Origin of the sequence: Paenibacillus eucommiae (assembly GCF_017874215.1) — a bacterium.
In the GTDB taxonomy this organism is placed as follows: Bacteria; Bacillota; Bacilli; order Paenibacillales; family NBRC-103111; genus Paenibacillus_AI; species Paenibacillus_AI eucommiae.
In genome coordinates this window covers 124,964-150,159 of record NZ_JAGGLB010000026.1, presented here as the reverse complement: position 1 = coordinate 150,159, position 25,196 = coordinate 124,964, and the positions used below count along the sequence as shown (strand labels likewise).

Annotated in this window: 20 protein-coding genes and 2 pseudogenes; 7 read left to right on the top strand and 15 right to left on the bottom strand. The window is 43.1% G+C overall.

Annotated elements, in window-relative coordinates; all coding sequences use genetic code 11:
- Window positions 1-173: 173 nt before the first annotated feature.
- Window positions 174-1,040, bottom strand: coding sequence for an isochorismatase family protein (locus J2Z66_RS29925; RefSeq protein WP_209976427.1), 867 nt, complete (start codon window positions 1,038-1,040; stop codon window positions 174-176).
- 20 nt (window positions 1,041-1,060) lie between these two features.
- Window positions 1,061-1,387 (bottom strand): hypothetical protein, encoded by a 327-nt coding sequence (locus tag J2Z66_RS29920; protein ID WP_209976426.1) that lies wholly within the window; start codon window positions 1,385-1,387, stop codon window positions 1,061-1,063.
- A gap of 628 nt (window positions 1,388-2,015) precedes the next feature.
- Between J2Z66_RS29920 and J2Z66_RS29915 the strand changes: the two genes are divergently transcribed.
- The 3 genes from J2Z66_RS29915 to J2Z66_RS29905 are packed head-to-tail and all read left to right on the top strand — an operon-like array spanning window position 2,016 to window position 5,881.
- Window positions 2,016-3,569, top strand: a complete 1,554-nt coding sequence (locus J2Z66_RS29915; protein ID WP_209976425.1) for a spore germination protein — start codon at window positions 2,016-2,018, stop codon at window positions 3,567-3,569.
- A 21-nt stretch (window positions 3,570-3,590) separates the two neighbouring features.
- Window positions 3,591-4,793: a Ger(x)C family spore germination protein gene (locus J2Z66_RS29910; RefSeq protein ID WP_209976424.1), complete on the top strand. Its 1,203-nt coding sequence runs from the start codon at window positions 3,591-3,593 to the stop codon at window positions 4,791-4,793.
- A complete protein-coding gene (locus J2Z66_RS29905) occupies window positions 4,790-5,881 on the top strand; it encodes a GerAB/ArcD/ProY family transporter (RefSeq protein ID WP_209976423.1) in 1,092 nt (363 codons plus the stop codon). The genes J2Z66_RS29910 and J2Z66_RS29905 overlap by 4 nt, the downstream gene beginning before the upstream one ends.
- A 75-nt stretch (window positions 5,882-5,956) precedes the next feature.
- Here J2Z66_RS29905 and J2Z66_RS29900 read toward each other — a convergent pair whose 3' ends face one another.
- The 4 genes and pseudogenes from J2Z66_RS29900 to J2Z66_RS29885 all read right to left on the bottom strand — a co-directional run bounded on the left by J2Z66_RS29900 (window position 5,957) and on the right by J2Z66_RS29885 (window position 9,014).
- Entirely contained in the window at window positions 5,957-6,439 is a 483-nt protein-coding gene (locus tag J2Z66_RS29900; RefSeq protein ID WP_209976422.1) for a GNAT family N-acetyltransferase, read from the bottom strand.
- An 18-nt stretch (window positions 6,440-6,457) separates the two neighbouring features.
- On the bottom strand, window positions 6,458-7,501 hold the full coding sequence (locus J2Z66_RS29895; protein ID WP_209976421.1) for a DUF4037 domain-containing protein: 1,044 nt from the start codon (window positions 7,499-7,501) through the stop codon (window positions 6,458-6,460).
- Window positions 7,502-7,555: 54 nt separating this feature from the next.
- The gene (locus tag J2Z66_RS29890) at window positions 7,556-7,984 is read right to left on the bottom strand and encodes an NUDIX hydrolase (RefSeq protein WP_312894832.1); all 429 of its coding nucleotides are present in this window, start codon (window positions 7,982-7,984) and stop codon (window positions 7,556-7,558) included.
- Window positions 7,985-8,007: 23 nt separating this feature from the next.
- Window positions 8,008-9,014 (bottom strand): annotated as a pseudogene (locus J2Z66_RS29885) (cation:proton antiporter).
- Window positions 9,015-9,258: 244 nt separating this feature from the next.
- Here J2Z66_RS29885 and J2Z66_RS44175 point away from each other — a divergent pair.
- Window positions 9,259-9,478: pseudogene (locus J2Z66_RS44175) on the top strand (IS5/IS1182 family transposase); the annotation flags it as partial.
- Between the two features lie 111 nt (window positions 9,479-9,589).
- Window positions 9,590-10,099 (top strand): SRPBCC family protein, encoded by a 510-nt coding sequence (locus J2Z66_RS29880; RefSeq protein ID WP_209976419.1) that lies wholly within the window; start codon window positions 9,590-9,592, stop codon window positions 10,097-10,099.
- 521 nt (window positions 10,100-10,620) lie between these two features.
- Here J2Z66_RS29880 and J2Z66_RS43055 read toward each other — a convergent pair.
- Window positions 10,621-11,121 carry an NUDIX domain-containing protein gene (locus J2Z66_RS43055; protein ID WP_245375943.1) on the bottom strand — a complete coding sequence of 167 codons (501 nt, stop codon included), beginning with the start codon at window positions 11,119-11,121 and terminating at the stop codon, window positions 10,621-10,623.
- Window positions 11,122-11,365: 244 nt separating this feature from the next.
- Between J2Z66_RS43055 and J2Z66_RS29870 the strand changes: the two genes are divergently transcribed.
- On the top strand, window positions 11,366-13,468 hold the full coding sequence (locus tag J2Z66_RS29870) for an alpha-amylase family protein (protein WP_209976418.1): 2,103 nt from the start codon (window positions 11,366-11,368) through the stop codon (window positions 13,466-13,468).
- Window positions 13,469-13,632: 164 nt separating this feature from the next.
- On the opposite strand, the gene J2Z66_RS29865 is transcribed toward J2Z66_RS29870, so the two are convergent.
- From J2Z66_RS29865 to J2Z66_RS29835, 7 genes are all read right to left on the bottom strand, one after another.
- Window positions 13,633-15,768: a hypothetical protein gene (locus tag J2Z66_RS29865; RefSeq protein ID WP_209976417.1), complete on the bottom strand. Its 2,136-nt coding sequence runs from the start codon at window positions 15,766-15,768 to the stop codon at window positions 13,633-13,635.
- A gap of 51 nt (window positions 15,769-15,819) precedes the next feature.
- Complete coding sequence (locus tag J2Z66_RS29860; protein ID WP_209976416.1) at window positions 15,820-18,018, bottom strand: glycosyl hydrolase family 28-related protein; 2,199 nt, start codon at window positions 18,016-18,018, stop codon at window positions 15,820-15,822.
- Between the two features lie 64 nt (window positions 18,019-18,082).
- Window positions 18,083-18,919, bottom strand: coding sequence for a carbohydrate ABC transporter permease (locus tag J2Z66_RS29855; RefSeq protein ID WP_209976415.1), 837 nt, complete (start codon window positions 18,917-18,919; stop codon window positions 18,083-18,085).
- Entirely contained in the window at window positions 18,912-19,790 is an 879-nt protein-coding gene (locus J2Z66_RS29850; RefSeq protein ID WP_209976414.1) for a carbohydrate ABC transporter permease, read from the bottom strand. Before J2Z66_RS29850 ends, J2Z66_RS29855 begins: the two co-directional genes overlap by 8 nt.
- Window positions 19,791-19,820: 30 nt before the next feature.
- A complete protein-coding gene (locus J2Z66_RS29845) occupies window positions 19,821-21,152 on the bottom strand; it encodes an ABC transporter substrate-binding protein (protein WP_209976413.1) in 1,332 nt (443 codons plus the stop codon).
- Between the two features lie 16 nt (window positions 21,153-21,168).
- The gene (locus tag J2Z66_RS29840; protein WP_209976412.1) at window positions 21,169-22,425 is read right to left on the bottom strand and encodes a Gfo/Idh/MocA family protein; all 1,257 of its coding nucleotides are present in this window, start codon (window positions 22,423-22,425) and stop codon (window positions 21,169-21,171) included.
- Between the two features lie 61 nt (window positions 22,426-22,486).
- The gene (locus J2Z66_RS29835) at window positions 22,487-23,698 is read right to left on the bottom strand and encodes a Gfo/Idh/MocA family protein (RefSeq protein ID WP_209976411.1); all 1,212 of its coding nucleotides are present in this window, start codon (window positions 23,696-23,698) and stop codon (window positions 22,487-22,489) included.
- A 234-nt stretch (window positions 23,699-23,932) separates the two neighbouring features.
- On the opposite strand from J2Z66_RS29835, the gene J2Z66_RS29830 reads away from it, so the two are divergent.
- Window positions 23,933-24,790 (top strand): AraC family transcriptional regulator, encoded by an 858-nt coding sequence (locus tag J2Z66_RS29830; RefSeq protein ID WP_245375942.1) that lies wholly within the window; start codon window positions 23,933-23,935, stop codon window positions 24,788-24,790.
- Window positions 24,791-24,981: 191 nt separating this feature from the next.
- Here J2Z66_RS29830 and J2Z66_RS29825 read toward each other — a convergent pair whose 3' ends face one another.
- Entirely contained in the window at window positions 24,982-25,128 is a 147-nt protein-coding gene (locus J2Z66_RS29825; protein WP_209976410.1) for a hypothetical protein, read from the bottom strand.
- Window positions 25,129-25,196: the final 68 nt, after the last annotated feature.

Below are 25,196 nucleotides of genomic sequence, written 5' to 3'. Positions count from 1 at the left end.
TCCGTCGTTGTGATATACGGATTCTGCATCGGTCTATTCCTCTTTTGTTGTTGGGTAGGACTTTCAACCGTACAGGATTGGCAGATGTTTTTCCACTTTCATCCTTGTTCTACGCTCGCTCAAATTGATCAACCGCTAATTTTGGTTTTGAGCTATTTATCCAATGATTTAATTTATTTTTCAACTGCCTGTACTAGATCCTGCGAGTTCACAGAGTATCCCCATCTCTTTTCAATTAGTTCAATAGAGACTTTCGTTCTCCAAAGCCCCTGAGCGGTCTCTGCTGATTCATATGTAGTGGTGCAATCCCGAACAATATTGGTCATATAACCAAGGGAACGCATATTCATTATTCCATAATCGCTATACGTCACACATTCGTCAGTCTCAAAACCCATATAAAAGAGTGCTCGAATCCCCCTTTCACGAAGGTTGCGATTAAACTGTTCCTGTGAGTATATGAGTATGTCTTTATCCAGAGGTTCTACTTCTTGAGGTATCCTGATTTGGGAATACGTTTCGGCCTGTTGCCGGGACCAGCTAAGGTTAAAAATATCATCCACATGCCGTCTCATCCACTCTTTTTGCCATTCCATTTCTGGAAAAATACTTTCTGTTGCTGCTGAAGAGTCTACTGACTCCTCATGTTCAACCGCCGCTCTATCTCGCTCCTCTTCTGTAGTTGAACTCATCCATTGAGGGTAATCCTTCAAAAATGCAGCATGGTTGCAATGAAAGATTTGAATACCTGACTGCCGCAGCCTTTGGATGGTAGGGGCAATTCGCTGTGTTATAATTTCCTTCTTCCTTAATGCATGAGACGCTCCTCTTTCCGTACTTAGCTCCCATCCTAGTGACTTTTCAATGGGCCCCACTTCCCAGCCAAAGTTCCACAAATCGACAAGTGCTATTCCAACCTCATTAGTATCAAAAGTATAGGAAGTGCCAGAACGTACATGACTTGATTCCGTAAAGGAATGTCCAGATCTTGGAGATCTTGGGGTATACTCCAGGTTTATTTTGAATTGCAGGTTAAACACCTCCGTATATTTTCCTTTGATTAGATTTCAATCTTTACAAGAGTGCTCCCAATCCAGTTAAAGAGCAGGAATGGGCCTTTGCTTCTTGGGGTCCACCCCTGGACAATTGCCTCTTTAATAATCATGGAAACCTCTGCTGGTTTTACGATCTTTATATTTAACTTATCTACATGGGGGAACTCTACCCAATACTCGTTAACATCTGATTCCAGAAAAACCTTGATTTTTTGCCCCTTCTCTTCTTCATGCTCAACAATTAGTGCGATAATGCCTTTTGAAGAAGGAGTGACTATCCATTTATATTCCTCATGTCCCACAATTATTTTCCTGGAACCTTTTTTGCTCATCGTCAATATCCTCACCCCAATAGCGGAACAAGCTGCCAAATGGCAGCTTATATATTTATTTATATGAAATATGTCAAGCTGCCTCTCTAATCTCAGCTTGCTCCCCTCAGGCTATTCTCGGCTCAGCTCATCTAATACTCTATTAATTAATTGTGGGAAATTATATCATTTATACATTTTATATTCAATTGTTTTTAGTTAGAATTTTGGTTAGAAAGGCTTACGCAGTATGTTTGTAAGTCGGCAATCCACGTAAGCGTCAAATAGCCCCCACCTTGTTATCAAGGTGGGGGCTATTTAGCATCGTAAGCTTCGTAGTGGACAAAAGTATTTGGGGTTATTCATTTCGGAAATTTTTCTTCCTGATCATGACTAGATAAAAGATAAGCGGGGATAATAAATTTGCTCCGCAAATCAAGTAAACGAATGAATACATAAACCAAGTCGTATTTATGACATTTTCATAGATCCAGGAATGATACCAATTCAATATATGAACCTCCATTAACTGTGTTTCACTCATCTTAACCAATATGATCCGTTTTATACCGCTTGCTGGATATTAGCAAATCTCAATGGAAAATAAAAAATAATAGAGATTAATTAGATAAGGGGATTTATTTTGTCAATGTCCATCGAACAATTGCTGAATGCGAAGTTCCAGATCCGATTAATGGATAATGAAATGATGATCGAACAAATATTGGAGCAAAGCGTGGATTTGCAAAAGCGTAAATTTGTATTTTACGAAACCACAGGACTTTCCGGTCTTTGCGTGTATACGGATGGATTGGTGGACATACCACAGGTTGAGTTGATTTTAAAATCATTAATCGTATATGGAAGCCAACTGGAAGGAACTGATTTGATTCATGACATGGGTAACATTATCCGCGAACAATTGCTGATTAATGCTTCCCTGCGCCTTGTAACGAAAATGGAGGACGGCATTGATGGTATCCTGAGTGGTGATTCACTTATCTTGCTTGATCAATGTACAGACGGGATCTTGGTAAGTACAAGAGGCTGGGATGCAAGAAGTATAGAGGAACCCGCATCAGAAGGCGGAATTCGTGGTCCACGCGATGGATTTACCGAAAGCATACGAACAAATACAAGTCAAGTACGAAGAAGAATTCGCGATCCGCTATTACGTATAGAATCGATGAAAATTGGAAAAAAATCGAAAACAGATGTGAATGTGGCCTATCTGAAAGGAACGGTGAAGGAAGGCCTTGTCGATGAAGTAAAGACACGCTTAGAAGGCATCGCAATTGATGCTATTTTGGAGAGCGGATACATTGAAGAATTAATTAAAGATTCACCGCTATCTCCCTTTAAGACGATTCAAAGCACAGAGCGGCCAGATAAAGTCGCTTCAGCGATTCTGGAAGGGAAAGTAGCCATTTTTATCGATAATACACCGTATGTGCTTGTTGTGCCGGTCAGTTTTTGGCAGTATCTTCAAGCTCCGGATGATTATTATTCAAACTATTGGAACGCTTCTTTTTTTCGCTTGATCCGATTTTTTGCTTTATTCATTAGTTTCACTTTGCCTTCTTTATATGTCATGCTGGTTTCGTTTCATCAGGAGATGATTCCGACCGATCTCGCTTTATCTATCGCGTCTGGAAGGGAAGTGGTTCCATTTCCCGCTTTATTGGAAATGCTGATTTTGGAGTTTGTATTTGAACTTATCAGGGAAGCTGGACTTCGAATGCCCAAAGCTATGGGGCAAGCTGTAAGTATTGTCGGGACACTTGTTATCGGACAAGCAGCTGTACTGGCCGGACTTGTCTCACCATTTATGGTCATTATCGTAGCCATTACAGGCATATCTTCTTTTGTGCTTCCCAACTATGAGGCTGCGATTACAATACGTTTGCTACGTTTTCCCATCTTGATTGCTTCCGGAATTTTAGGCTTGCTAGGCTTTTCAGCCGTATTCACTCTTGTACTCATCCATGTACTTTCTATACGTTCGTTTGGTGAACCTTACATTGGTCCTATTATACCTTTTCGCCCTTCAGATCTTAAAGATTTTGTTGTCCGGGTTCCTTGGTGGAGCATGAAAAAAAGACCCGGTTTCTCGCAAGGTGACAGAGATCGAATTAACGATGGTCAAATGCCGCATCCCCCACAAACAAAACAACAATCAGAGCAAGAAAATCGAACAAATTAGAAGCCGTAACCGGAGGGAACAATGAAGCGCATTCAGATAGTGACACTACTGCTACTTTTTGTACCCGTTCATCTTACTGGATGCCTCGGTAAAGCCGATATCGACGACCTTGCTATCGTAGCTGCCGTTGGTCTGGATAAGGGAGAAGTGCCGGATTCGATGAAAATAACTGTGCAAATTGTGCGTCCTGCTGACGCGAGAGGTCAGACAGGCTCTCCCTCCGGCGGAACGGGAGAACCGATTTATTCCGTGAGCGCTGAAGGCAAAACGATTTTTGAGGCCATTCGCAATCTAGGCCGTTTTTCGTCGAGACGCATCTTTTGGGCGCATAATTTTATCATTGTCATAAGCGAAGAAGTTGCAAAGTCGGGAATTGCTGATATCATTGACTTTTTTTCCCGAAATCACGAGCTGCGCTTAAAAACATGGATAGTCGTTACGCCGGATAAGGCTGGTCAAGTGATCTCCACAAAAACTGGAATTGAAGTTACCTCTGGAGATTCTTTAGACAAGTTATTTCGTTTCAACCGAATCCTCGCGGAAGCCCCGAGGACTAATTTAATGAGGCTGCAGGAAGCGTATTTAAGTGAAAGCAGCCACCCAGTTCTTGCCAAGTTAAAGTTGGCGAAACGGGGAATTCCCAACAAAAATCCAGAAAAGTCTGAAACGTTGAATCAAGCTGAGCTATCCGGCGTTGCCGTATTTAAGAAGGATAAAATGCTCGGATGGTTAAGTCCTGCGGAAACCAGAGGATTATTATTTTTCGTAGAAAAAGTGAAGTCAGGAGTGATTCCGCTTTCATGTCCTGACCAATCTGGCGGCAACGTAAGTATTGAATTAAGAAAACAAAAATTTAAAGTAACGCCAACCTATGCGAACGGGGAAGTGAAATACGACGTAAAGCTAACGACGCAAGCCGATTTAGTGGAATCAGGATGTGCGACACAATTGGTAGATATGAGGGGGGATTTGGAGAAAGAATTAGCGAAAGAGCTGCAGTCCAATTTAACAAGAGCTGTTGCAATGGCGCAAAAAGTATACAAAGTCGATTTTCTTAAACTGGGAGAAACGTTTCAAAATCGCTATCCTGATGAATGGAAAAAGCTTCGGGAGAACTGGGAAGCAGAATTCTTGAAAGCAAAAGTATCCATAAAGGTCGATGCCCACATTAAGAGCGCGGTACTGCTGCAAAGAGCGACAAAGAAGAACGGAGATTTAAAATGAAAACACAAATTTCTAACGGCATGCTGGTATCGCTTATTATTATCCTTGCTTACCCCAAAGCAATTGGCATCACTCAAGGGATTATTGTAAGAGAGGCGGGCGGCGATATGTTACTGGCTACTTGCATGGCCATGGTTCAAGGCTTGTGCATGATGCTGTTGACCGTCTTCATTGTCAGGAAAATTCCCGGGAGTAATTTTATAGATCAGGCACAAATTTTCATTGGAAGCGTGGGCGCGAAATTCGTCGGGCTTGTTCTTTTTCTGTTTTTCTGTGGAGCCTTTGGCACGACAATGATTACCTATGTATATCATATAAGGGATCATTTTTTGCCGGAGGTTCCCATCGCTCTTTTTATTATCGTTGCTCTTATCGTAGGCTTATATGCCAACTATCACGGTTTTGAGGTCATTGGGCGACTTGCATTGATCGGTTTGTTCTCGGTAGTTGCTTTAAATATCCTGATACTGTTCGGGTCGACACAAAATTTCGATATAAAAGAATTGCTTCCGGTATTTCAATCGGGAATTTGGAATACCTTCAAGGCTAGCCGACACAATGACACGGATTGGGCCGTGGCTACGCTAATGACAGCCATCATTTTGCCAATGGTTAAAGATGTGAAATTGTGGGGGAAATCAAGCGCAACAGGCATTATAATGGGATGGATAGCCATTCTCATATGGCCGCTTTTAGAAACCGGGAACCTGTCGCCTGAAGTAACGGGGCAATATTTGGTACCTTGCTTACAATTGTCAAGAGCCGCGGAACTCGGTCATTTTATCCGTCGTTATGAAATGTTTATGATTGCATTTTTCGCTATACCGATCTTTGTACAAATTTCGATGTATATATTTTGTGCCTCGCATGTGGTTACACAAGTTTTAAAACTACAAGACAGAAAGTCATCACTTATTCCCGTATCGCTTCTTCTCGGCGGGTTTGGCTACTGGGTTGTCTCTGATCGTTTCCGTGCCATGGATTTGCTCACCAGATACTGGCCTCCTATAGCATTAACTCTGGCCTATGGGCTGCCAATTCTCTTTGTCGTACTTGGCTTTCTTTTCAAAAAGAATATCGGCAGATGATAGAACAGAAACGTAAGTGTCTAGGATTACCGTTAGACAAATTGATTTTTCTATCTCATTAAACATAGTAGCTCCTTAAATATGTTCTAATTTCATTGTCCAAGACGTCCCCGACATGCCGCAATACTCAAATCCATGTTTCCCATATAACCGAACAGCAGACAGATTATCCGGGTTAACACTTAGAGAAAGCTGTTTGTAGCCGTCCAGTTTAGCCTGCTGAATCATCTCTTTCAGGAGCAAATCTCCTATTCCTATTTTCCGAAAATCTTCCCTTAAAGCGATACCTAATTCTGGAGTTTCATTATCGATAAAGCCATATCCTTTATTCGTTTCATCAAATAATCTATACCATATAGCCCCGACCGGCTTATTTTCACTCCAAGCAAGTAAGGCTCTATCCCCTCTCCGACCCCAATGCTCATTATATTTCCGGATAGAAGGCGCTTCCAGAAGTTCCCGCTTTGACGGCTTGCCCTCTAATATATAAATCGACTCATAGTGCATATCCAAGAAAAAATCATAGTCCTTCTGCTCCAGTGGCCTAATCGTTACCATAGAAATTCCTCGCCCTCCCTAGCCCAAATATATCTGTTTCAATGCATTCCTAGCTAATTTCCCGTCCCCATCCTTCCACTTATTCAGCAGCCGGAAATCGGTATTATCTGTAATTTGGTCAATACTTCCAATCAGCCGTTTCTTGGATAACTGGAAAATCTCCGTATCTTTGATTTCACTCGCAATCAGACCCGCAATTCCTTCGCCATTCATCACTTTAAAGGGACGATTATAAAAATAGGAGGCTTCCTCCGAAATTTTCTCTGTGATCCCCAGCCTGTTGTGCAAGCTTGCCAAATGCGTGTAAACCTTGTTTAAAGCTTGCTCCCGTTCTCTCCATGTGGCTGCCGTCTGCACGGTCCAAAGATGAGACATTACGAGTTCTGAACATTTTAATGTTCTAAATGTCGTTCCAAACCATTTGGGATAAGGAGCATATTGACACTCCAGCAAAAAGCAAAGATTCATCACATCGCGAACAATGCGTGAAGCGATAACCGCTGAGCCCAGCTCATCGCCTACAAAACCCGCACGAAGCATCAGATGCTCTTCCTGACCGATTCGCTGCCAGCTTGATGCCATTAGGTACAGCCAAATATCATGTGGGTAATAAGCTAAGCTTTGACGCAGCTTTAATAATTCACCAGTATCATCCCTATAAACTTCTCCACTCGTGATCTCAAGCAGCGTTTGTGAAGGAAATGTGAGCCAATCAACCGGCTCTATGGCCCCATTTATATCAAATGCGAGGCAGCTCTCGATAAATCTTGGCACCGTAGTGATTATAGTCATGCTGGTATCGATAGGGAAACCACAAAAGCTTTGCGGAACCCGCCCATCAAGTAAGGCTCGGATATTTTCCGAAAACCGGATATCTGTTTCATTTAGAAAAAGCTGTACGCGCGGGCTCCAATCATGATCTCTCGACATCTCAGTATCATATCCAAGCACTTCACTTCCAGGACCTATAAGAGCAGCCGAATATGTAATAGACGAAAAATTTGCCATCAAGGGCTCAATAATTTCAACAAAAAATTGCCGACATAATGCGATCCCCTGCATCCAAAAATCCCCCCTTCCTTACCCGATCATGCAGCAAAAGGGCTGTCGATTTGTTCACACCGCCCCATGGTAATAATATGAGACTGCTGTTTTATTTTCCTGAGTTTTTATTTTCAAATGGTCCGGCAGGTAAGTCATGAATTCATTTGCAGTTTCAAGATCCAACCACTTCACTTCTACCACTTCGCCATCCGGGTCCGAGATATTCATTTCACCCCCTACAATGTTGGCCAAAAAGGTAAATAGTAACGCATGGTGCCCTTTTTCTGAAAAAAGTGCTTCTCTAACCGAGTAAAGTCCGGTAATTTCAATATCATACCCCGACTCCTCTTTAGTTTCGCGTTTCACAGCTTGTTCTAATGTTTCACCGGCTTCAACCGTCCCACCTGGAATACTCCACTGCGAAGAGTCACCCTTCTTATTCAAAACCATTAATATTTTTTTGCTGGATTCATCGAAAATTAATGCAGAGGCTATATCCACTCTAATCAAAAAAGACACTCCCTTTAACATCTATCACCGATTTTACCTTCATCTGACTTCTGCAGCAAAAACTTTAACAGCGGCGGCGTGGCCATTGTAGAAATGATGACTACGATGATAATAGCCGTAAAATGCTCAGGAAGTAGCAATCCAGCATTTAAACCAATTGTCGCCATAATCAGGGCCACTTCTCCTCGAGAGACCATGCCAGCCCCTATAACCAGAGAGGATCGCATATTGAATCCTGTTAATTTGGCGCCAATACCGGAACCAATCAGCTTTGTTAAAATAGCCAGCACAGATAATCCTATAATGAAGAAAACTTGCTCAGACAAGCCCTTGAACGTCACTGCAAGCCCAATGCTTACAAAAAAGACGGGTACAAAAATCGTGTAAGCTAACGGCTCCAGCTTTTTTTCCACTTCTTGCTTAAATTCCGTACGAGAAATTGCAATACCCGCTGCAAAAGCCCCTATGATGCCGGCAACATCCAGATATTCGGCCATATACGAAAGAAGTAGACACACTACAACCGCTGCGCTCATAACAGGTTCCGTGATTTTAAGTAAAGCCAGCTTTCGCATAATGTACGGAATGACTTTCCATATCATAATACCGATAATGAAGAAAAAAAGAATCTTTTTCCCAATAACTAGACTTAAACTAACTTCACTTGCTGTTAAGAACCCCATCATAACCGCTAAAGCAACCACAACAAGAATATCATCCAACAAGGCTGCACCTAAAACAGTCGTGCTCTCCCTGCTTTTCAGCTGACCAAGCTCCTTGAAGGTTTGAACAGAAATGCTAACAGAGGTAGCAGAAAGTAACAATCCAAGAAAAATCGCATGACTTTGATCCATTCCAATGGCCAGTCCCGAAACATATCCACACAATAGGGGCAAAAGAATGCCACCAACCGCTACAGCAGCCGATGCATGCCGATTTTCATTTGACCCAGCCTGACGGATACATCACCAGCTATTTTAGTGGCGATAATAACTACCGCTAGCTGCAAAAATAAATCCATCCCCTATACCAACCCTTCTAAGTCCAAAAAGAAAAAAGAAGCCTTTTCCTAGATAGGCTCCTCCATTTTCAGGTAAATGATTACTGTTAATTATAGCTTAACTGTAGGTTGAAGACAATATTATGACAAAGTTTTCCTAGCAGGATTCAAACAAGTGCTTTCTTAAATGACAAAATGAGAGTGGTTTCATTCTCATTAGTATCAAATAGGATATCGCCATCATTTTTTTGCATGATCTGTTTGACCTGAGACCCTTAATTATCGAGCGATGATTTATTCCCTTTCATCCGTATCGTGGAGGGAATGCCGTTTATCAAGAATTTAGTGAGTCGCCTTGAAACCAGTGAAGAATTTCGATATCACTGCCTCTTTACCAGGTCAGATGCTACGCCAAGTGAAGCAGCCTATTCACGACTCATTGCCAAAACGTTGCTGTAGATGCGACACATGTGGAAGCTAGGGATGCTGCAATGGATATCCGCAGGCAGCCTTAAAAAGAATATTCCTTGACAGGAATATTCTTTTTAAGGTATATTGAAATCAACAAATAAAATATCGTTTCAGGAGGAGTTAAAATGACAACTCAACAATCATCTAACAGTAAGGCGCCGGTTATCAATGGACGTGAATTTGTACTGGAAAGAGTATTCAAAGCACCGCAAGCGCTTGTATTTAAGGCTTTCACCCAACCCGAGCATTTAGCCAAATGGTGGGCACCTAGGCCTTATACCATTCCGGTCTGTAACATTGATCTTCGCGTAGGTGGCAAATGGCATTATTGCATGCAATCACCTGAAGGTGAGCGACATTGGGCTTTAGCCATTTATGAGGAAATTAACAGTCCGGACAGCCTGGCTTATACAAGCACATTCGCAGATGAACTAGGAAACCCGACTAATTTTGTTCCTGAGCAGCATGCTACTGTGGTATTCAGTGAAGTTGAAGGCAGCACCAAGCTTACCATTTCCTACCGGTTCGAATCTGCAGAGGCGCTTCAGGCATCAATTCAGATGGGGATGATTGAAGGGCTGTCAATGACATTGGACAACAATCTGCCTGAATTATTGGCTGAAATGCAGCGCTGACCTATGTACATCCTATCTTTTGAGTAGGTTGAAATTATGAATGAGACGATCTTTAGCGCTCTTTGCTCGATCCCTTCCACCTCGTCTCGGACGAGCGGCTGGATCCGTTGGACGACTACTTGTAGGGGCTTCTTAGATGAAGCATCCTAGGAATTTCTAGTTCGCCCGAAGGTGGATAGAATTAAGCTCGTGAGCTTAATTTGTTCGCCTCTTAAGCTGCCATCCTCGAATAAGGTCACAAAATTACCTTATTCGAGTAAGTTCATAATCCCAAAGCCTTGCTATGACTGAGTTTTTTGCGAATGTAAAAAGGAGAGCCTCCTGGGAGCGAAACCGCTGATCGATTACAATAAGCGTAACGAAAAACCGATCGAAGGTAAAGATGAAGACAAGATCAAAGAAGTCCTAGCAAAAATAAAAGATATTAAAGTGCATACAATCAAAAGTGTTCAGTATGCAACTGATTCAAGCTTAGATGAACTTAATAAACTGATTTTAAATCTGAAGCGATAGACATTATATTAAAAATCAGGCTTCAATAAAGTGTACACATGATAATCAACATATTTATTATTTGTTTCTAAAGTACTCTTCAATGTAAACAATCCTGAGTTCGACAAAGCGCTCCTGTAGGAAAGTATGATTTCTTGTGTCAAACTTATAACCTGTGAATCAGCGAGCACATCATCTATAGGTCTAAATTGAACATCAGACACTTCATTCCCATCAGCCACTAAGCAGCCGGAAACCATTTCCATCTCGAAGACAACATATACACCCAACTCTAAGCCATTCGGAGTTTCTTTAGTTCCTGTTCTTAATCCTATAAGCCTTTTGGGTCTTGCATAGATTCCCGTCTCTTCTTTAACTTCCCTGACAGCAGCCTCTTCGAACGACTCTCCATCATCAACACAGCCACCAGGAAGCATCAAATACCCTTTATTTACTCCATAAGCAATCTTAACAAGCAGCACGTGATCGTCCTTAATGATTAATCCCCCAGCAGAACATATTGTTTTCATCCCCAAACCCCTCCTCCATTTAACAAAGCATATCACAGGAGTGTTATAAAGAATAAATACCTAAAAATTATTATTTAATAGATATATCCTATAAACAAACAAGCACTTGCGATATGTTTTTAGAATCTTTTAGAATCTCTCAGAGAAAAAAGATATCGATTTCTTCTATTGACAACACACCAGTTAAACCGTATATTTTTCATATAGTATATATGATATATAATTAATCACAGGAGGGCTACTTGTGGCCAAACAATGGTTTGAAAAGAGCTATCGCCGAAGTCTCGTAGATATGCATATTCCGGACTGGGACGAACGTTTTCTATCTCAATTTGATAGCCAGGAATATATTCGTTTAATGAAATTGGCCCGTGTAGAGAGTTTCTATATTTACGCTACATCATGTGTCGGGCTTGCCAACTTCCCTGCCAAAGCAGGAAATGTTCATAAAGGGCTGGCGGAAAGAGACGTTATTCAAGAGATTACCACCGCCGCGAACGATCAAGGCATGAATGTAATCGTATACTATAACATCTGGTCGAAATGGGCCTATGATCACCATCCTGAATGGAGGGTTGTCAATGCCAAGGGGCAAGGTACTGCGGACTATATGTGGGACCAGCCAGGACGCTATGGCGTCTGCTGCATCAACTCCCCCTACCGGGAATTTGTTAAGGAGCAGCTTGAGGAGTTATGCAACAACTACACCTTTGATGGGCTCTGGATCGACATGATTTTGCTTCCGCAAACGATCTGTTATTGTTCAAGCTGCCGTAAAAGATACTATGACGAAACAGGACGCAGCGAGCTGCCAAGAACGATTGACTGGGAGGATCCGGACTTTGTTTCTTTTCAAAGAAGAAGAGAAGCTTGGTTAAATGATTTCACAGCGATGTTAACGCAAGCTTCTAAGCAGATCAAACCGCATATTTCCATGGGCTATAATGTCAGCTCCTATTCAGTAGGCTGGCAAAGTGGTGGCAACGTACAATTTTTCAATCAAAATGATTATTTAAGCGGAGACGTATCCTCAGATCCCTTAATTGTTACCTATACGTGTAAATTGTTTCACAGCTCTAACCCTAAACACTCCATTGAATTTATGACTTCCGTAGTCGATTCCAATTTATTGGAGCATACGATTATGAAATCCAAAGAATATTTACGCACTCAGCTATACCTTACAATTTCACATAACGCAGCTTTCGGATTTATTGACGCCATCGATCCAATCGGAACCTTAAACGAAAAAACATACGCCATTATGGGTCAATTGTTCAGCGAACTCATTCCTCTTGAGCCTTATTTGGATCCAGCTTCGGACTTTTGTCAAGATGTCGCGATATACACGAATTTCGAGTCCTTGGTTGATTTACGTGATAATACCCGAGCGACGAAGGATGTTGATGTGAGCGTATCCCCTCATTTCATGGCATCTTTAACAGCGGCTAAATCCTTAATTAACGCAAACATCTCATTTGGTGTCATCAATAGCTACAGCATGGCTGAGCTGGATAAGTACCAGGTAATTATATTGCCGGATCTCCTTGTGATAAGCCAGGAAGAGGTAGAAACATTCCGAAGCTTTGTGGAAAAAGGGGGCAGTCTTTACGCCAGCGCTAATACTTCTTTGCTTGACAATGAAGGGAATCGTCATGATGATTTCATGCTTGCAGAACTGCTTGGAGTTTCGTATGTTGGAAAAACAGTGGAGAATCATACCTATATAGCACCTACGGATAAAGGCAGCTTTATGCTTCCAGGTTATTCACAGAAATATCCATTAACATTGAACAGCCATCAGCATGTGGTTCGTGCGCATGAATCAGCAGAAACACTAGCGACCATTGTTTTACCAGAAATAAACGCCGCTAACGTGCATCAATTTTCGTCTGCCATCAGCAGTCCACCAGAAATCATCACCACTCATCCAGCTGTCGTTGCTAATCACTATGGCGCAGGCAAAAGCATCTATGCAGCTGGTCCTCTGGAACTGATGGAAAAAGAAGAACAGCGAAAAAGCTTTATTCAACTAATTAAAAGCTTGCTTCACAAACCTGTATGGTTTGAATCTGACGCTCCTAAACCGGTAGAAATCACCTTATTCCATCAGCAAGAAAACCATAGATTTATTTTACATGCGGTCAATATTCAAAAAGAGCTTCCTAATATACCTGTGGATAAGATTAATATCCGCGTTAAGCTGGGGGATAAACAGCCAACTGAAGTAAAGGTGCTGCCTTCCAACAACGCGCTGCCTTTTGCACACGATGGACAATACGTAGAAGTTGAGCTGCCGCGGCTTGACACCTATCTGATGTTAGTTGTTGATTACTCTTCAGACTGATCCCACAAATTAAAAAGTGACAGTCCAGTACGTGAAATACGTACTAGACTGTCACTTTTCATGCTATCCAACATTTTCTCAATAAGCAGAATATTCAACCACTAAACTCTTGATTTGATCAAGAAGATTCAACATTTCCCGCTGATGCACATACGGAGATTTCCTTACCCGTTGGTCAATTGATCAAGCTCAAGGGATGCTTTCGACAACTCCTTGTTCACCTTTTTCCTATCTGGAGCCGCAGAGGAAAGCTCTCGTACTGCCGTTTTTATATAATTACAAACCTGCTGCAAATGTAATTGCCAATACGATTCATTTGAAAGCTGATTGCCTTGCTTCAATAACTTATCTATAGTCGACGTACTCAGTTCCACAGGAGAAATTCGATACAAAGCTGCCTGCTGCGAACCTAATTTAATCCGCAGTTGACCCTCTTTCCCATCGTACGGAAGCGCGCTGCCACCATAAATCCTCTCTGCATGAAACCGGGCAAAGGGAACAGGAATGGAAAGCTGCCGCTCTTCCTGAGCTTCATTTATAACTACTGCATACGCATCCCCGCCCTTTTTCCAAAGTGCCCATCGAACCTGATTCCCAGCATCTTCTGCTGCTTTTGTTGTAGATATCAGCTCGGACAACAGCTGCAATTCGTCGCGGAACTTGATCAGACCCTGCCAAAGCTCAGATGCTTCCAGCCACCAGCTATCGTCGTGAAAGGAATAATAAGCAATTCCTTTTGAACCGGCGAGTAATGCCTGATAGGTCATAAAACGAACCTCTTCGATGTTTGGCAAATATGTGGAATCAATGGAAAAAGGCAAACTATACGTTTGTACATTTGTCCATACCGGTTTCATGCCGTTAACTGCGGATAGAGCCAACCGAGCTACATTTCCAACCTCTGTGATAGGTTGCTTCGGCAAAGGGTACACGCCAGTACCCAGTATATCCGTAACTTTTGCCATGTTCCCTAAATAATCCGTTGACGATTCATATACATATACATATACAGGATGCACGTTATCGATCGAGCGAATAACCGTGTAGGCTGTAACTAACTCTTCCATAGACTTCTGATTACCTGTCGGCTCATCCATGACCATCCAAGCCAAAACAGCAGGGTGGTTTTTTAATGCGGCCACAATACTTCGGGTGGATTCCCTATTTTCCTTCACTTTCATGCGTTGATAAAGTGGTACAATGACCTTCAGTCCGTTTGTATACGCCATATCCAGGGCTTCCTTCAGAGCACTCTGGTCATAAGTAGAGATCCCGATGACCGTATTCACCCCAGCCTGCTTCACTCTAGAATATTCGTAGGGGTAGACATGAAATCCGATCACAGGGAGGAAGGGCTTTCCGTCTACCAGAATCGTTCCGTTTTCGGTTAATGCAGCAGGACGCTCCCAGCGATAAATCGTAGCTTCTTTCCGTTCCAAGACCACCTGTTGGCTGGTTTTAAGTGTGAGCTCCACTTTATAAGGCTGCTGCAGCACCATTTTCCTCGGGTCGAACTTAATCTGCAGCTGTTCCTCGGCTCTTATATTACTTGTCTCAGAAATAACCGCTCCAGTACTCACATTAGAAATACGCATGTCAGCGAGTTTATCCCCATAGGTTCCACCCTCCGGGTATAAGCTTGCCTTAACATTTCCTTCTGTCTGATCGGGATAATAAAAAATTTGATCCGTCGCAAGTTCCGTCATTGGCTTCGGTTTGAGAGCCTTGAACGATGCATCGTCAAAATAAACCTTCCCTGTTCCATAAAGCCTTAAATACACATAGGCAACTTTGGCGTTAGCAGGCGCTTTCAGCTGAAAAGAAAGATACTGCCAATTTCCCGTAACATCCTGAACAAAACTGCTTTCAACTCCACTTAAGTAATTCTCGTTCGTTTTCTCCGGTGCCTTGAAAAATTCAACTTTAATTGCAGCTCCTCTGCCCGCAATCCCAGAGGATTTAAGCCAGGTAGAAGCTTCATACAGAGTATCCGCATTGACATTAACCATTTGCGAGGTCCAAGGATTGGTCGTCTTATAGGTTTCTACAACGACGCTGGTATTGCCTGTATGGGAGGTTTCCGTCGTATAGGCCACCTCCGGGTTATTCCAACCGTTAAGAGCATCCCAACTAGCTGGGAATCCACCTTCAATTTCTTCCATACTTGCATTTTTCAGAAGATTCACTTCCCATACTTCTTCAGCAGCATGTACAGACTTGCCAATCCCTAGCATCTGGATCAGAAGACACCCCATCACCAAATAGCATACTGCCTTCTCCTTCATACCCATCCGTTTCAATAAATCCCCTCCATATCCCCCAAAGATCGTTATCATCAAATAGCCCGTGGATTAATAAGCCTGCACCATAAACCAAAAGATGTCTGCTGAGTCCAGACTATGTGTAGATGTTATTTTAAATGAGACTCCCGGTATTATGGATGAAACTCTTACGCTTCCATTCAACGTTCCATTAGGACCCGGGGTTACAAATATTCGACTATTCACAGTTACAGCAGTCGTATTGATTGTAACGGTTCCAGAGGCTAGAGCGGCCACCCCCATCGTTTTATTAGCACCTTCTTTAATCATAAGCCGATCGGCCGCTAATGCCGCATTAATCGTAACGTCCGATGTGGTTACACCGCCTTTGGCCGTAACGGCAGCCAGCGTTTCTCCACCAGCAGTAGCATCCGGCGACCATACTCCTGGTGTTCCTCCGGTCGTACACGTCCATGATATCGGCTGTCCAATCGTCGGATTCGTATTATTAACCCGATCGCCTTTTAACCAGGTTCCCGCAGTCGGGTATGAAACACCTGTTACAACTACATTTTGGATCCCGTTAATTTTATTGCCGAGCTCATAATGTCTGGAATAGGTATTATTCACATACAGGGCAAACGTATAAGAAATGTCGTTATATTCGATGACACAAGTCTCGCAGTAGCTTAACAGCCTCAAACAAGAAACAATCGTGCAGCCGCTCAGAATTGAACCTGCTTTGGCGTTTGTTAATACATTTGCATCTGGAACATTTATTCTGCATTTGTAGATATGTGCCCAAACTTCTCTGCCGAAAACTCCGTTTGTCAGCGTAAAATTGTTTATTTTCAAAGGAGTTTGCGATTTACAATTAAACAACAATGCCTTTGTTGTTTCTCCGCTGGCAAAAAGCGCTGATCCGGAATGCACAATAAAATTATTAATGGCTCCTGTAACTATATACCCTAGCGCTGATGAGTCCGTTAATGCACAGCTTTCAATATGGAGTGAATGAAAAACGATAGTATCGCAATAGCCGTCTTGAGTGCCGGATTTTAACGATTCGATTGCATATCTGCTCGTATTGGATATTTTTACAGTGCCAAATTCATTATTCATAGCATTTCTGAACACAATTCCACTATTGACTAGTACATCATTAGTAGGATAGTCCACAATGACCCCGTTGTTTAACGATCCATCGATGATTAAATTGTCAATTTTTATATTTGTTGCCGGCGATTCTGTGCCGTGCCCTATGATTCCCAGGCTTGATGTCTCCAATGACCCGAATGTAACGCCTATAATCTTATTTGCGTTGGATTCGATGTCCACCCCAAACAAGCCGGCTTTAATCGATTTGCAGGTTTGAATATGAATATTTTCTCCGGATGTGATGCTTACACCATTGCGGTACACATTTTCGGAATAAACAAGTCCTACCGAAATATTTCTTGGCCTGAACGTGTCCGCCGTGTAGCCTCCTCCGATGTAAAGAGCATCACCCCTAATGCTGCGGGCAATAACGCCTTCGACTTCGATATTTTCCAGATCCGTTGTCGTTGCGATAATGGCCAAGGCATGATTTTGTTCATTGGTATCGGTCGCGATGTTTCCCTCGTAGGACATCAAGCCGATTGAAACTTGACTCCCTGCAACCAGTAAGATTCGGGTTCCAATTGGCGTTCCAGCTGTTTGCTTTAAGATTGTTGCAGCACCATCTGTATATATTTTCCGCCCCCCTGATACGTTTAGGCCGGAAACCAAATATGTAGATGCTGGCATATAGACCGCTGCATATCCGTTTAGAGCAGCTTGTATTTGTGCCGTATCATTCGTCGTCCCATCGCCCTTTGCCCCAAACCATTTTACGTTGACAGGCTGGGTTTCGCCGCCAAGTCTAATCCATCTGTTGCCGTCGGAAGCGCCGAACACAATGCCGTTATCTATCGGTGTAACATTCGTTGAGTAAGAAAATATACCGCCCCGATCAGGATCCGAAACCAAAATAAGCGCAGCATCATCAATCGACTTCGTTGACAAGTCGGCAACCGTGGAAACCGTGATCAGATTCGCATGTATATCGAGTTCAACAGGATTCGATCCGTACACGGCGCCGGTTACTGTCTGGTCAGATCCGTAAACAGCCGCAGCGGCTGAGCGTTCCGTTCGACCAGCTAATCCTAACACACCGCCTTTAAGCAAACTATCAGTCGCTAATACAGCACCTGCCACTCCCAAAGAAGCTAGCAACTTTCTCCTGCTTATTCTTGAATCTTCCGACATGTAGCTATCTCTCCTTCAATTGTATTTTCAGACAAGAGAATGTTCCCTTTTATCAGCAATGCTATTATCCCTTCACCCCAGTTGAAGCCAGCCCTTGTACAAAATGTCGCTGAGCGAACAAAAATACGATGACAACCGGCAGTGTAATAATGACAGCTCCAGCCATAATGAGCGGGATATGAACGGAATCCGAGCCAGCGGAGTTCAAATACAAAAGACCCAGTGGCAAGGTATACAGCTTCTTATCATGCAGATAAAGCAAAGGGCCGTAGGTATTGCTCCATGCTCCTATAAATGTGAATACTCCAAGCGCTGAAAGCACAGGTTTCGATAAGGGAAAATAAATTCTCCATAGAACTCCCCACGGACTGAAACCGTCAATTAGTGCTGCTTCATACAGCTCTCTCGGCAAACTTTTATAATGCTGATGCACTAAAAATATACCAAATGCCCCTCCCAAAAAGCTTGGAACCGTAAGGGGAAAGTAGCTGTTGAGCGCCCCAAAGTTTTTCCAGATAAAATAAGTTGGAATCGAGGTCACCTGGGAAGGAAGCATCATCGTCGCCAGCATAACCATAATAATTAGCTTCTTAAACTTAAAATTGAACATAGCAAACCCAAAAGCAACCATCGAACAAGATAGCAGTACACCCACCATATCAATCACGACAATCAAGGCACTATTAAAGGTATAACGGGCAAAATTAACTTTGGACCACGCGGTAGCGTAGTTTTCCCATGTGATTGGATTCGGAAACCATTGTGGCGGCAATTTCAGTATGGCCCCTCCAGTTTTTAAGGACGTCGCTACAAGCCAATAGAAGGGGACTAACATCACTAAAGCTCCCAGACAAATAATAAAGTAAAACAAACTGTTTTTGAGAAAATGAGTTTTAATCATAATGAACCCACCTCTTCTCGAACTGCTTCTGGAACAACGTAATGATGAGAATAAAGAGGAAGAGTGTCCATGACATTGCAGAGGCGGATCCCATTTTAAATAACAGAAAGGCATCGCGATAAATAAGTATATTGGTGGTTAGCAATTCGTCCTTAACAATATTAGGTGAATCCAGCATGACCAGAAAGACGTCAAATGCTTGGAATGAAGCAATTGAAGATGTGATTAGCACAAGGAACACCATAGGAGAAACGAGCGGAAAGACGATTCTTGAAAATTTCTTCCAACGCGTTGCTCCATCAATTTCTGCTGCCTCTAACAAGTCTTTGGAAATGCTTTGCATACCGGCCAGCAGAATGATCATGGCACTCCCCATCCCTTTCCAAACACTCACAACAGCCAGGATACCAATGACAATCCACCAGTATGGATGGTCCAAATATTGAAAAGGGCCGATACCCATTTCACCTAATAACGTATTGACTAGCCCAAATTTGCTGTCCAGCAGCCATTTCCATAGAAGTCCGCCGGCGACCCAAGGTGTGATGACCGGAAGGAAATATACAGCCCGAAAAAAGCCTTTAGCTCTAATGGATTGGTTCAATACATAGGCGATGATCAGAGCGATAAATGCCTGCAGCGGTACAAAAATAAGGGCAAAGTAAAAGACATTTCGAACCGAATACCAGAACTGCTCTTGCTTTAGCGTGAAGGACCAATTATTGAGTCCAATCCATTTGGGCGGGTTAAACATATCCCAGTCGGTAAAAGTTAAATAAAAAGAATACACAAAGGGATACGCGGTAAAAATCAAAAGGCCAATGAGAAACGGCATAATAAACAGATATCCCCAGAAATTTTGCTTATGCACGAAGCACGCTCCCAACATCTGAACAAATCATTACTTGTTTCTATCCAAAACATCCTGGATTTTCGTTTGAATTCGTTTCGCTCCTTCTTCAGGGGCAATGACCATGTTATACATATCGGTAAAGATCGGTTGTGCGGCTAATCTCCATTCCTGCCAGGACGCATTTTCATCGGTAGTAATGCCTGCTTCCTCAACCCCGTTCGCATAGGCCAGCTTGTTTTGGGGCTTGGTTGACACATCGAGCTTCTCCATTGCTGATTTTTTCACCGGCAGTGCAGCGCCGCTGGCAGCCAACAATTGCTGCGCTTCATCGCTTAAGTAATATTTCAGGAATTCCCAAGCCGCATCTTTGACTTCCTGCTTCGCTTTGGAAAAAATAACCCACGAGTTCGTCACCAATGGAACTACACGTTTGCCATCCCAGCCTATTGGCATTTCAAGCGCATCATAGTCCAAATCAGGAAAATTTTTGTTTAAACCAGCTTGAGCACTGTACTGCAAGGGCATCATCGCTACTTTATCCTGTCCGAACATTTGATCACCGCCACCATTCACCTTCACCACATCTGGTGTGGGGGCGAGGCCTGTCTTCATCGTATCCACCCATTGCTTCAATCCTTCTATCGTTTTCGGATCGTCGACAATTGCTTTCGTTTTCGTCTCATCCAATATCCCCCCTCCAGCAGACTTCGCCCACGGAAACCAGCCGCTTGTAATAGCGCTCGTAACGATCAGTCCGTAAACGTCGGATTTACCGTCGCCATTTGTATCTTTCGTTAATTTCCGGGCTATATCCAGCATTTGTTCATAAGTCCAGTCTTTTGTCGGGTACGGAATTTTCGCATCGTCGAATAGTTTTTTGTTATAAATCATCGTGGAAGGATTCAAACCGTGAGGAATGCCCCACACTTTTCCGTCTTCCGTCTTAGCCGCGAACAAAGCTGAAGTATAGTCGTCCAGTTTCAAGTCCTTCTCGATGTACGGCATCAAATCCTCCGCCACGCCGCGCTTTCCATAGCTTAGAATCACAGCATTTTCTTGAAACCATACGTCTGGAGGCGTTCCGCCAGCTAATTCAGGAGTGATTTTTGTAGCAAAATCTCCCCAGGGTGCTTCCTCGATCTCAAGCTTAATATAAGGGTATTTGGTCTTGAAACCGTCAATAATTTCTTTCTTGGTGACATCATAGGCGCCAGGCAAACCGATTTTTAGCGCCACTTCTTTGGGTTGGGCTGGTGAAGCCGTATTTGAGTTTATGGGATTTTGAGTAGCAGGTGTGTCTTTTGGGGTGGATGTTGTACCACAGGCTGAAAATATAATGGATATAATGACCATTAGACACAAGCTCATTGTTTTTTTCATAAAAAAACCCCCGTTTTTATTGGTTCCTTAATAGGTGAGCGCGAAATTCTTTCAAATCAATGGGTCTACCGCCATTTAGCCTGGATTCCTCGGCAGCAAAAGCTATAAGATGACTGCGAACCGAATTTTCTGCAGACGTCAGACTCTGGCTTCCGTTATAGTGACGAGCTTCTTGCAAGAAGCTTCTCATAATGCCTTCATCCCCACCTCCATGGCCTGATGCATTCGCTCTAACCTTTACTTCATTTTGTTCCCTGGTTAAAAAATTGTAGACGGTGAAAGCTGACTCTCCCATATACCCGCGAATTTCCCCTTTTGTCCCCATGATTTGAATACCTCTGGAGATGTCATGAGTAAACCCGCACATGCTGAACGTTGCCGTTGATTTGTTCATAAATTCAAGGTTAACGACCTGATGGTCGACGACATTATTGTCACAGCGGTACACACATCGCCCAAATTTGCCTTCTTTTAGGGCTTGAACAAGACCATTTTCTGTAACTTCAATGGAACTTAACCATTTGCGATCCTGCATATATAGTTTAATTGCAGAGTATGGGCAGCTAGATTCAACCGCGCAGCCATCTAGACATCGCTCTGTGGAACCTTCTGGAGCATTATCAAGAGTGAAATGCGTCAACGATCCGAAGGAGCTAACTTTTGTGCATTCTTGATCCATCAACCAGCTTAAGATATCCATATCATGACAGGATTTGGCCAAAATCATGGGGCTTGTCGTTTCGGAATTATTCCAGCTGCCTCTGACAAAGCTATGTGCGATGTGATGGTAGCCAACATTTTCATTCATTTGTATGGAGACCACATCCCCGATTCGCCCATCCGTAATCGTCTGTTTGATGGCATGCCAAAAGTTTGTATAACGTAGGACATGACAAATGGTTAACAAACGATCATTCTTTTTGGCTGCCAGCTCCAATTCTATACATTCCAAGGGCTCAGGGGACATCGGTTTTTCCAGCAGCACATGATAACCGTGGGCTAATGCCTTCATGGCCGGTTTGTAATGTAGTCTGTCCTGTGTGCAAATGATCGCTATGTCCGCCAAACGAGGCCGCTCGAATACCTGCTCCCAATCCGTGAATACGTTCTCAGAAGGAATGTTAAATTCCTGTACGAACGATTCTCTTCTTTCGGCTATCGGTTCTGCAACAGCAACAAACTCCAAATCTTGCGGATACAGCTTGGCATAAGGAGCATAGGCTAAAACCGCCCGTCCTCCCGCTCCGAGCAAAATCGCTGTCATTTTTTTCATCTGTATTCTCTCCCTCATCCACTATCATTTCTTCATCTATCTATTATTTTGAAACTTTGGATTAGTCGAGCAGCCCACTAACAGAGACCGGTTGCCCTCCCTGAATAGAACGATTCGCTGCATCTCCGATTATAAGCGACATCGCCCCAGCCATACTGCCTGCCTGTTGTCCCAAAGGATCCTCAGCCCCCTCAACAAACAGCATGCTCCTTAAACGTTCATCCCCGCCGCCATGACCGCCTGCTGCCTTGGAAATCGAATGCGTCTTCACTTCTCCATGGCTTGAAAAAATACGTATAGCATTCACCTCTTCCCCGGCCAGTGGACCACTCTGAACTTCCTGTGCTTCCAGACGCCCTTTGCTGCCGTTTATCGTAACTCTCCAGCCTTCATAAGGGCTATAGGCAGCTAGCGAATAAGTCAAAAAGACACCGCTTTCATATTTAACATTAACGGACATCGTATCATAGATATTGATCCTATCACCGAAAACGCACTGATCCCTTATGTAGCCATCTTCCTTTTCCGCTTCAAGATACGCCTTTTTATTAAATTCCCTTTGTTCAATATCAAAATAAAATTCACATGTACTTTTGTAGCTGCAGGTCAAGCAGCGTTCTCCCCGCTCTTCACGGGTAGGACCATAAAAATTCCGCGATCCATGTGCAAAAATTTCTTGAGGATGACTTTCAATCCACCAATTGATCAGGTCAAAATGATGCGTCGATTTGTGAACAAGCAAACCCCCACTGTACTCAAGCTGCCCGTGCCATCTGCGGAAGTAATCAGCACCATGGCTCCTGTCCAAAAACCATTCCATATCAACATGATAAACTTGACCGACAGCCCCTTCCTGTAGAAGCTCCTTTATTCGCATCATATAGGGTACAAAACGGAGGTTAAACGTTACGGTTACAGTTTTACCGGACTTTCTTTCCGCTTCCATAATGGCTTTGCATTTTTCACCATCAATGGTTAATGGCTTCTCCGAGATGACGTCACAGCCCGCTTGCAAGGCCTCAATGATGTAAGTATGATGCGTGTAGTCCGTACTAGCTACAATCACGGTGTCAGGTTGAACTTCTTGGAGCATCTTACTGAAATCGGTGTAAATAGGGATTCCTCCAAACTCCTCTCTGATTAAATTCGATCGGATTACATTTTTGTCATATAGCCCGCATAACTTCGCAGCATGCTTCAGCTCCGTAAGCAAGGGTCTGGCAAACATGGATTTTGCCCTTGAGCCTGCACCTACTAAGACATAGGTTTTCATCAGTAGCGCCTCCTCTCGTAAGCCTCCTTGTGAACAAGTTGAAACCAGTTGTGGCTAGTGATACACCCGCTTTTCTTCATCAAGGAGTTACCCTTACTTTAAGCATTTTCACTTTGAAGCACAATGGGATTAAACCAGATGTATATGGATTATTGTTTGATAATTTTATTTGCAAATAACCATTCTATCTGACATGATAGATACATATTGGGGTAACCACCTGGGAGGGTCACAATGTCTGCTCATTTCAAGCATGTTTCCATTAATACCAGTCCGGGGAATGGTGACCTTGTCATCTTGTTTGCAGGTCATTCACAAACCTCACCTGAATATCGCAACGGTCCCAAAGTTATCGATAATTATCTTATCCACTACGTATTATCGGGCAAAGGAAATTTCAATTGTCTCGGTCGTGACTATGAATTGAATTCGGGGGATTTGTTTTTTATTTTTCCTGAGGAATTATTCAGTTATGCTCCAGACTTGAACGATCCCTGGAAGTATCGATGGATCGGCTTTAGAGGGAGTAGAGCGACCCCATTGTTAGGCACGCTTGGCGTCTCGCCACAGCGCCCAGTCCTATCGGTGGGCAAGAACCGCCGGATCGAAGCCTTGTTTCATCAGATTAATAACACCCTTCAACAATCCCTGGCGAGCTCCGACTTAAAATCAGAAGCACTGATGAAGCTTCTTGTATCAGAATTAATGCAAGAAGTTGATACCACGCAATGCGAAGAAGCCGTAATAGAGCCAGAAAATGTCACACTGGTCAAGCAGGCAATCCAGTGGCTAAAGCTGCAATATTCCCATCCCATTTCCATCGACCGAATGGCTCAAAATTTCGGATACAACCGTACCTATATGTCCACCCTATTCAAAAAATATACCGGGATATCCCCTGTTAACTTTTTGATGAAAATACGCATGGAGCAAGCCCAGCTCTTGCTGCAAAAGCCATTGACCATCAAACAAATCGCAGCCTCGGTCGGCTATGACGATCCCTTGTATTTTTCGAGACAATTCAAAAAAATCTGCGGCCTCTCCCCTACGGAGTACCGGGAGAAGCATGCGATGAAAAAAGACTATATATAGAATTTTATTTCCATGTGTGTCAATTAAATTCTGAAATATTAACATGAAGAAAAACCCATCCGGAGGCTTCATGATGAGCAGCGCATATGGAACCCAATCGGTGGAAAGTGACGGTCCAGCACGATGGTAAACTGAACTAAGCCAACGTGCTGGACATGTCACCTTCAATTAAAATAGTTCTCCAATAGACCTTATTCTCCCCTGCTCTCTACTAGAAATTGTTTCCCACTTTCAATTGCAAGTCTTTCATTCAGCGAATCAAGTGTATGTGGTTGTTCGTCCCCTAATATATCCAAGAGCGGCAGCATGAAGCTTTTATAATCTGGAATGCCCAACATCGATTCACCTGCTTTTGTTCAATTTGTCCAATAAGAAAATACATAGCTATATATTCGGCATCAAAGAA

What these genes read in the sequence shown, in the direction of transcription:
- J2Z66_RS29920 (WP_209976426.1), bottom strand. Translation starts at nt 1,387, where the DNA reads ATGAGCAAAAAAGGTTCCAGGAAAATAATTGTGGGACATGAGGAATAT.
- J2Z66_RS29915 (WP_209976425.1), top strand. Translation starts at nt 2,016, where the DNA reads ATGTCCATCGAACAATTGCTGAATGCGAAGTTCCAGATCCGATTAATG.
- J2Z66_RS29910 (WP_209976424.1), top strand. Translation starts at nt 3,591, where the DNA reads ATGAAGCGCATTCAGATAGTGACACTACTGCTACTTTTTGTACCCGTT.
- J2Z66_RS29905 (WP_209976423.1), top strand. Translation starts at nt 4,790, where the DNA reads ATGAAAACACAAATTTCTAACGGCATGCTGGTATCGCTTATTATTATC.
- J2Z66_RS29900 (WP_209976422.1), bottom strand. Translation starts at nt 6,439, where the DNA reads ATGGTAACGATTAGGCCACTGGAGCAGAAGGACTATGATTTTTTCTTG.
- J2Z66_RS29895 (WP_209976421.1), bottom strand. Translation starts at nt 7,501, where the DNA reads ATGCAGGGGATCGCATTATGTCGGCAATTTTTTGTTGAAATTATTGAG.
- J2Z66_RS29880 (WP_209976419.1), top strand. Translation starts at nt 9,590, where the DNA reads ATGACAACTCAACAATCATCTAACAGTAAGGCGCCGGTTATCAATGGA.
- J2Z66_RS43055 (WP_245375943.1), bottom strand. Translation starts at nt 11,121, where the DNA reads ATGAAAACAATATGTTCTGCTGGGGGATTAATCATTAAGGACGATCAC.
- J2Z66_RS29860 (WP_209976416.1), bottom strand. Translation starts at nt 18,018, where the DNA reads ATGTCGGAAGATTCAAGAATAAGCAGGAGAAAGTTGCTAGCTTCTTTG.
- J2Z66_RS29855 (WP_209976415.1), bottom strand. Translation starts at nt 18,919, where the DNA reads ATGATTAAAACTCATTTTCTCAAAAACAGTTTGTTTTACTTTATTATT.
- J2Z66_RS29845 (WP_209976413.1), bottom strand. Translation starts at nt 21,152, where the DNA reads ATGAAAAAAACAATGAGCTTGTGTCTAATGGTCATTATATCCATTATA.
- J2Z66_RS29840 (WP_209976412.1), bottom strand. Translation starts at nt 22,425, where the DNA reads ATGAAAAAAATGACAGCGATTTTGCTCGGAGCGGGAGGACGGGCGGTT.
- J2Z66_RS29835 (WP_209976411.1), bottom strand. Translation starts at nt 23,698, where the DNA reads ATGAAAACCTATGTCTTAGTAGGTGCAGGCTCAAGGGCAAAATCCATG.
- J2Z66_RS29830 (WP_245375942.1), top strand. Translation starts at nt 23,933, where the DNA reads ATGTCTGCTCATTTCAAGCATGTTTCCATTAATACCAGTCCGGGGAAT.
- J2Z66_RS29825 (WP_209976410.1), bottom strand. Translation starts at nt 25,128, where the DNA reads ATGTTGGGCATTCCAGATTATAAAAGCTTCATGCTGCCGCTCTTGGAT.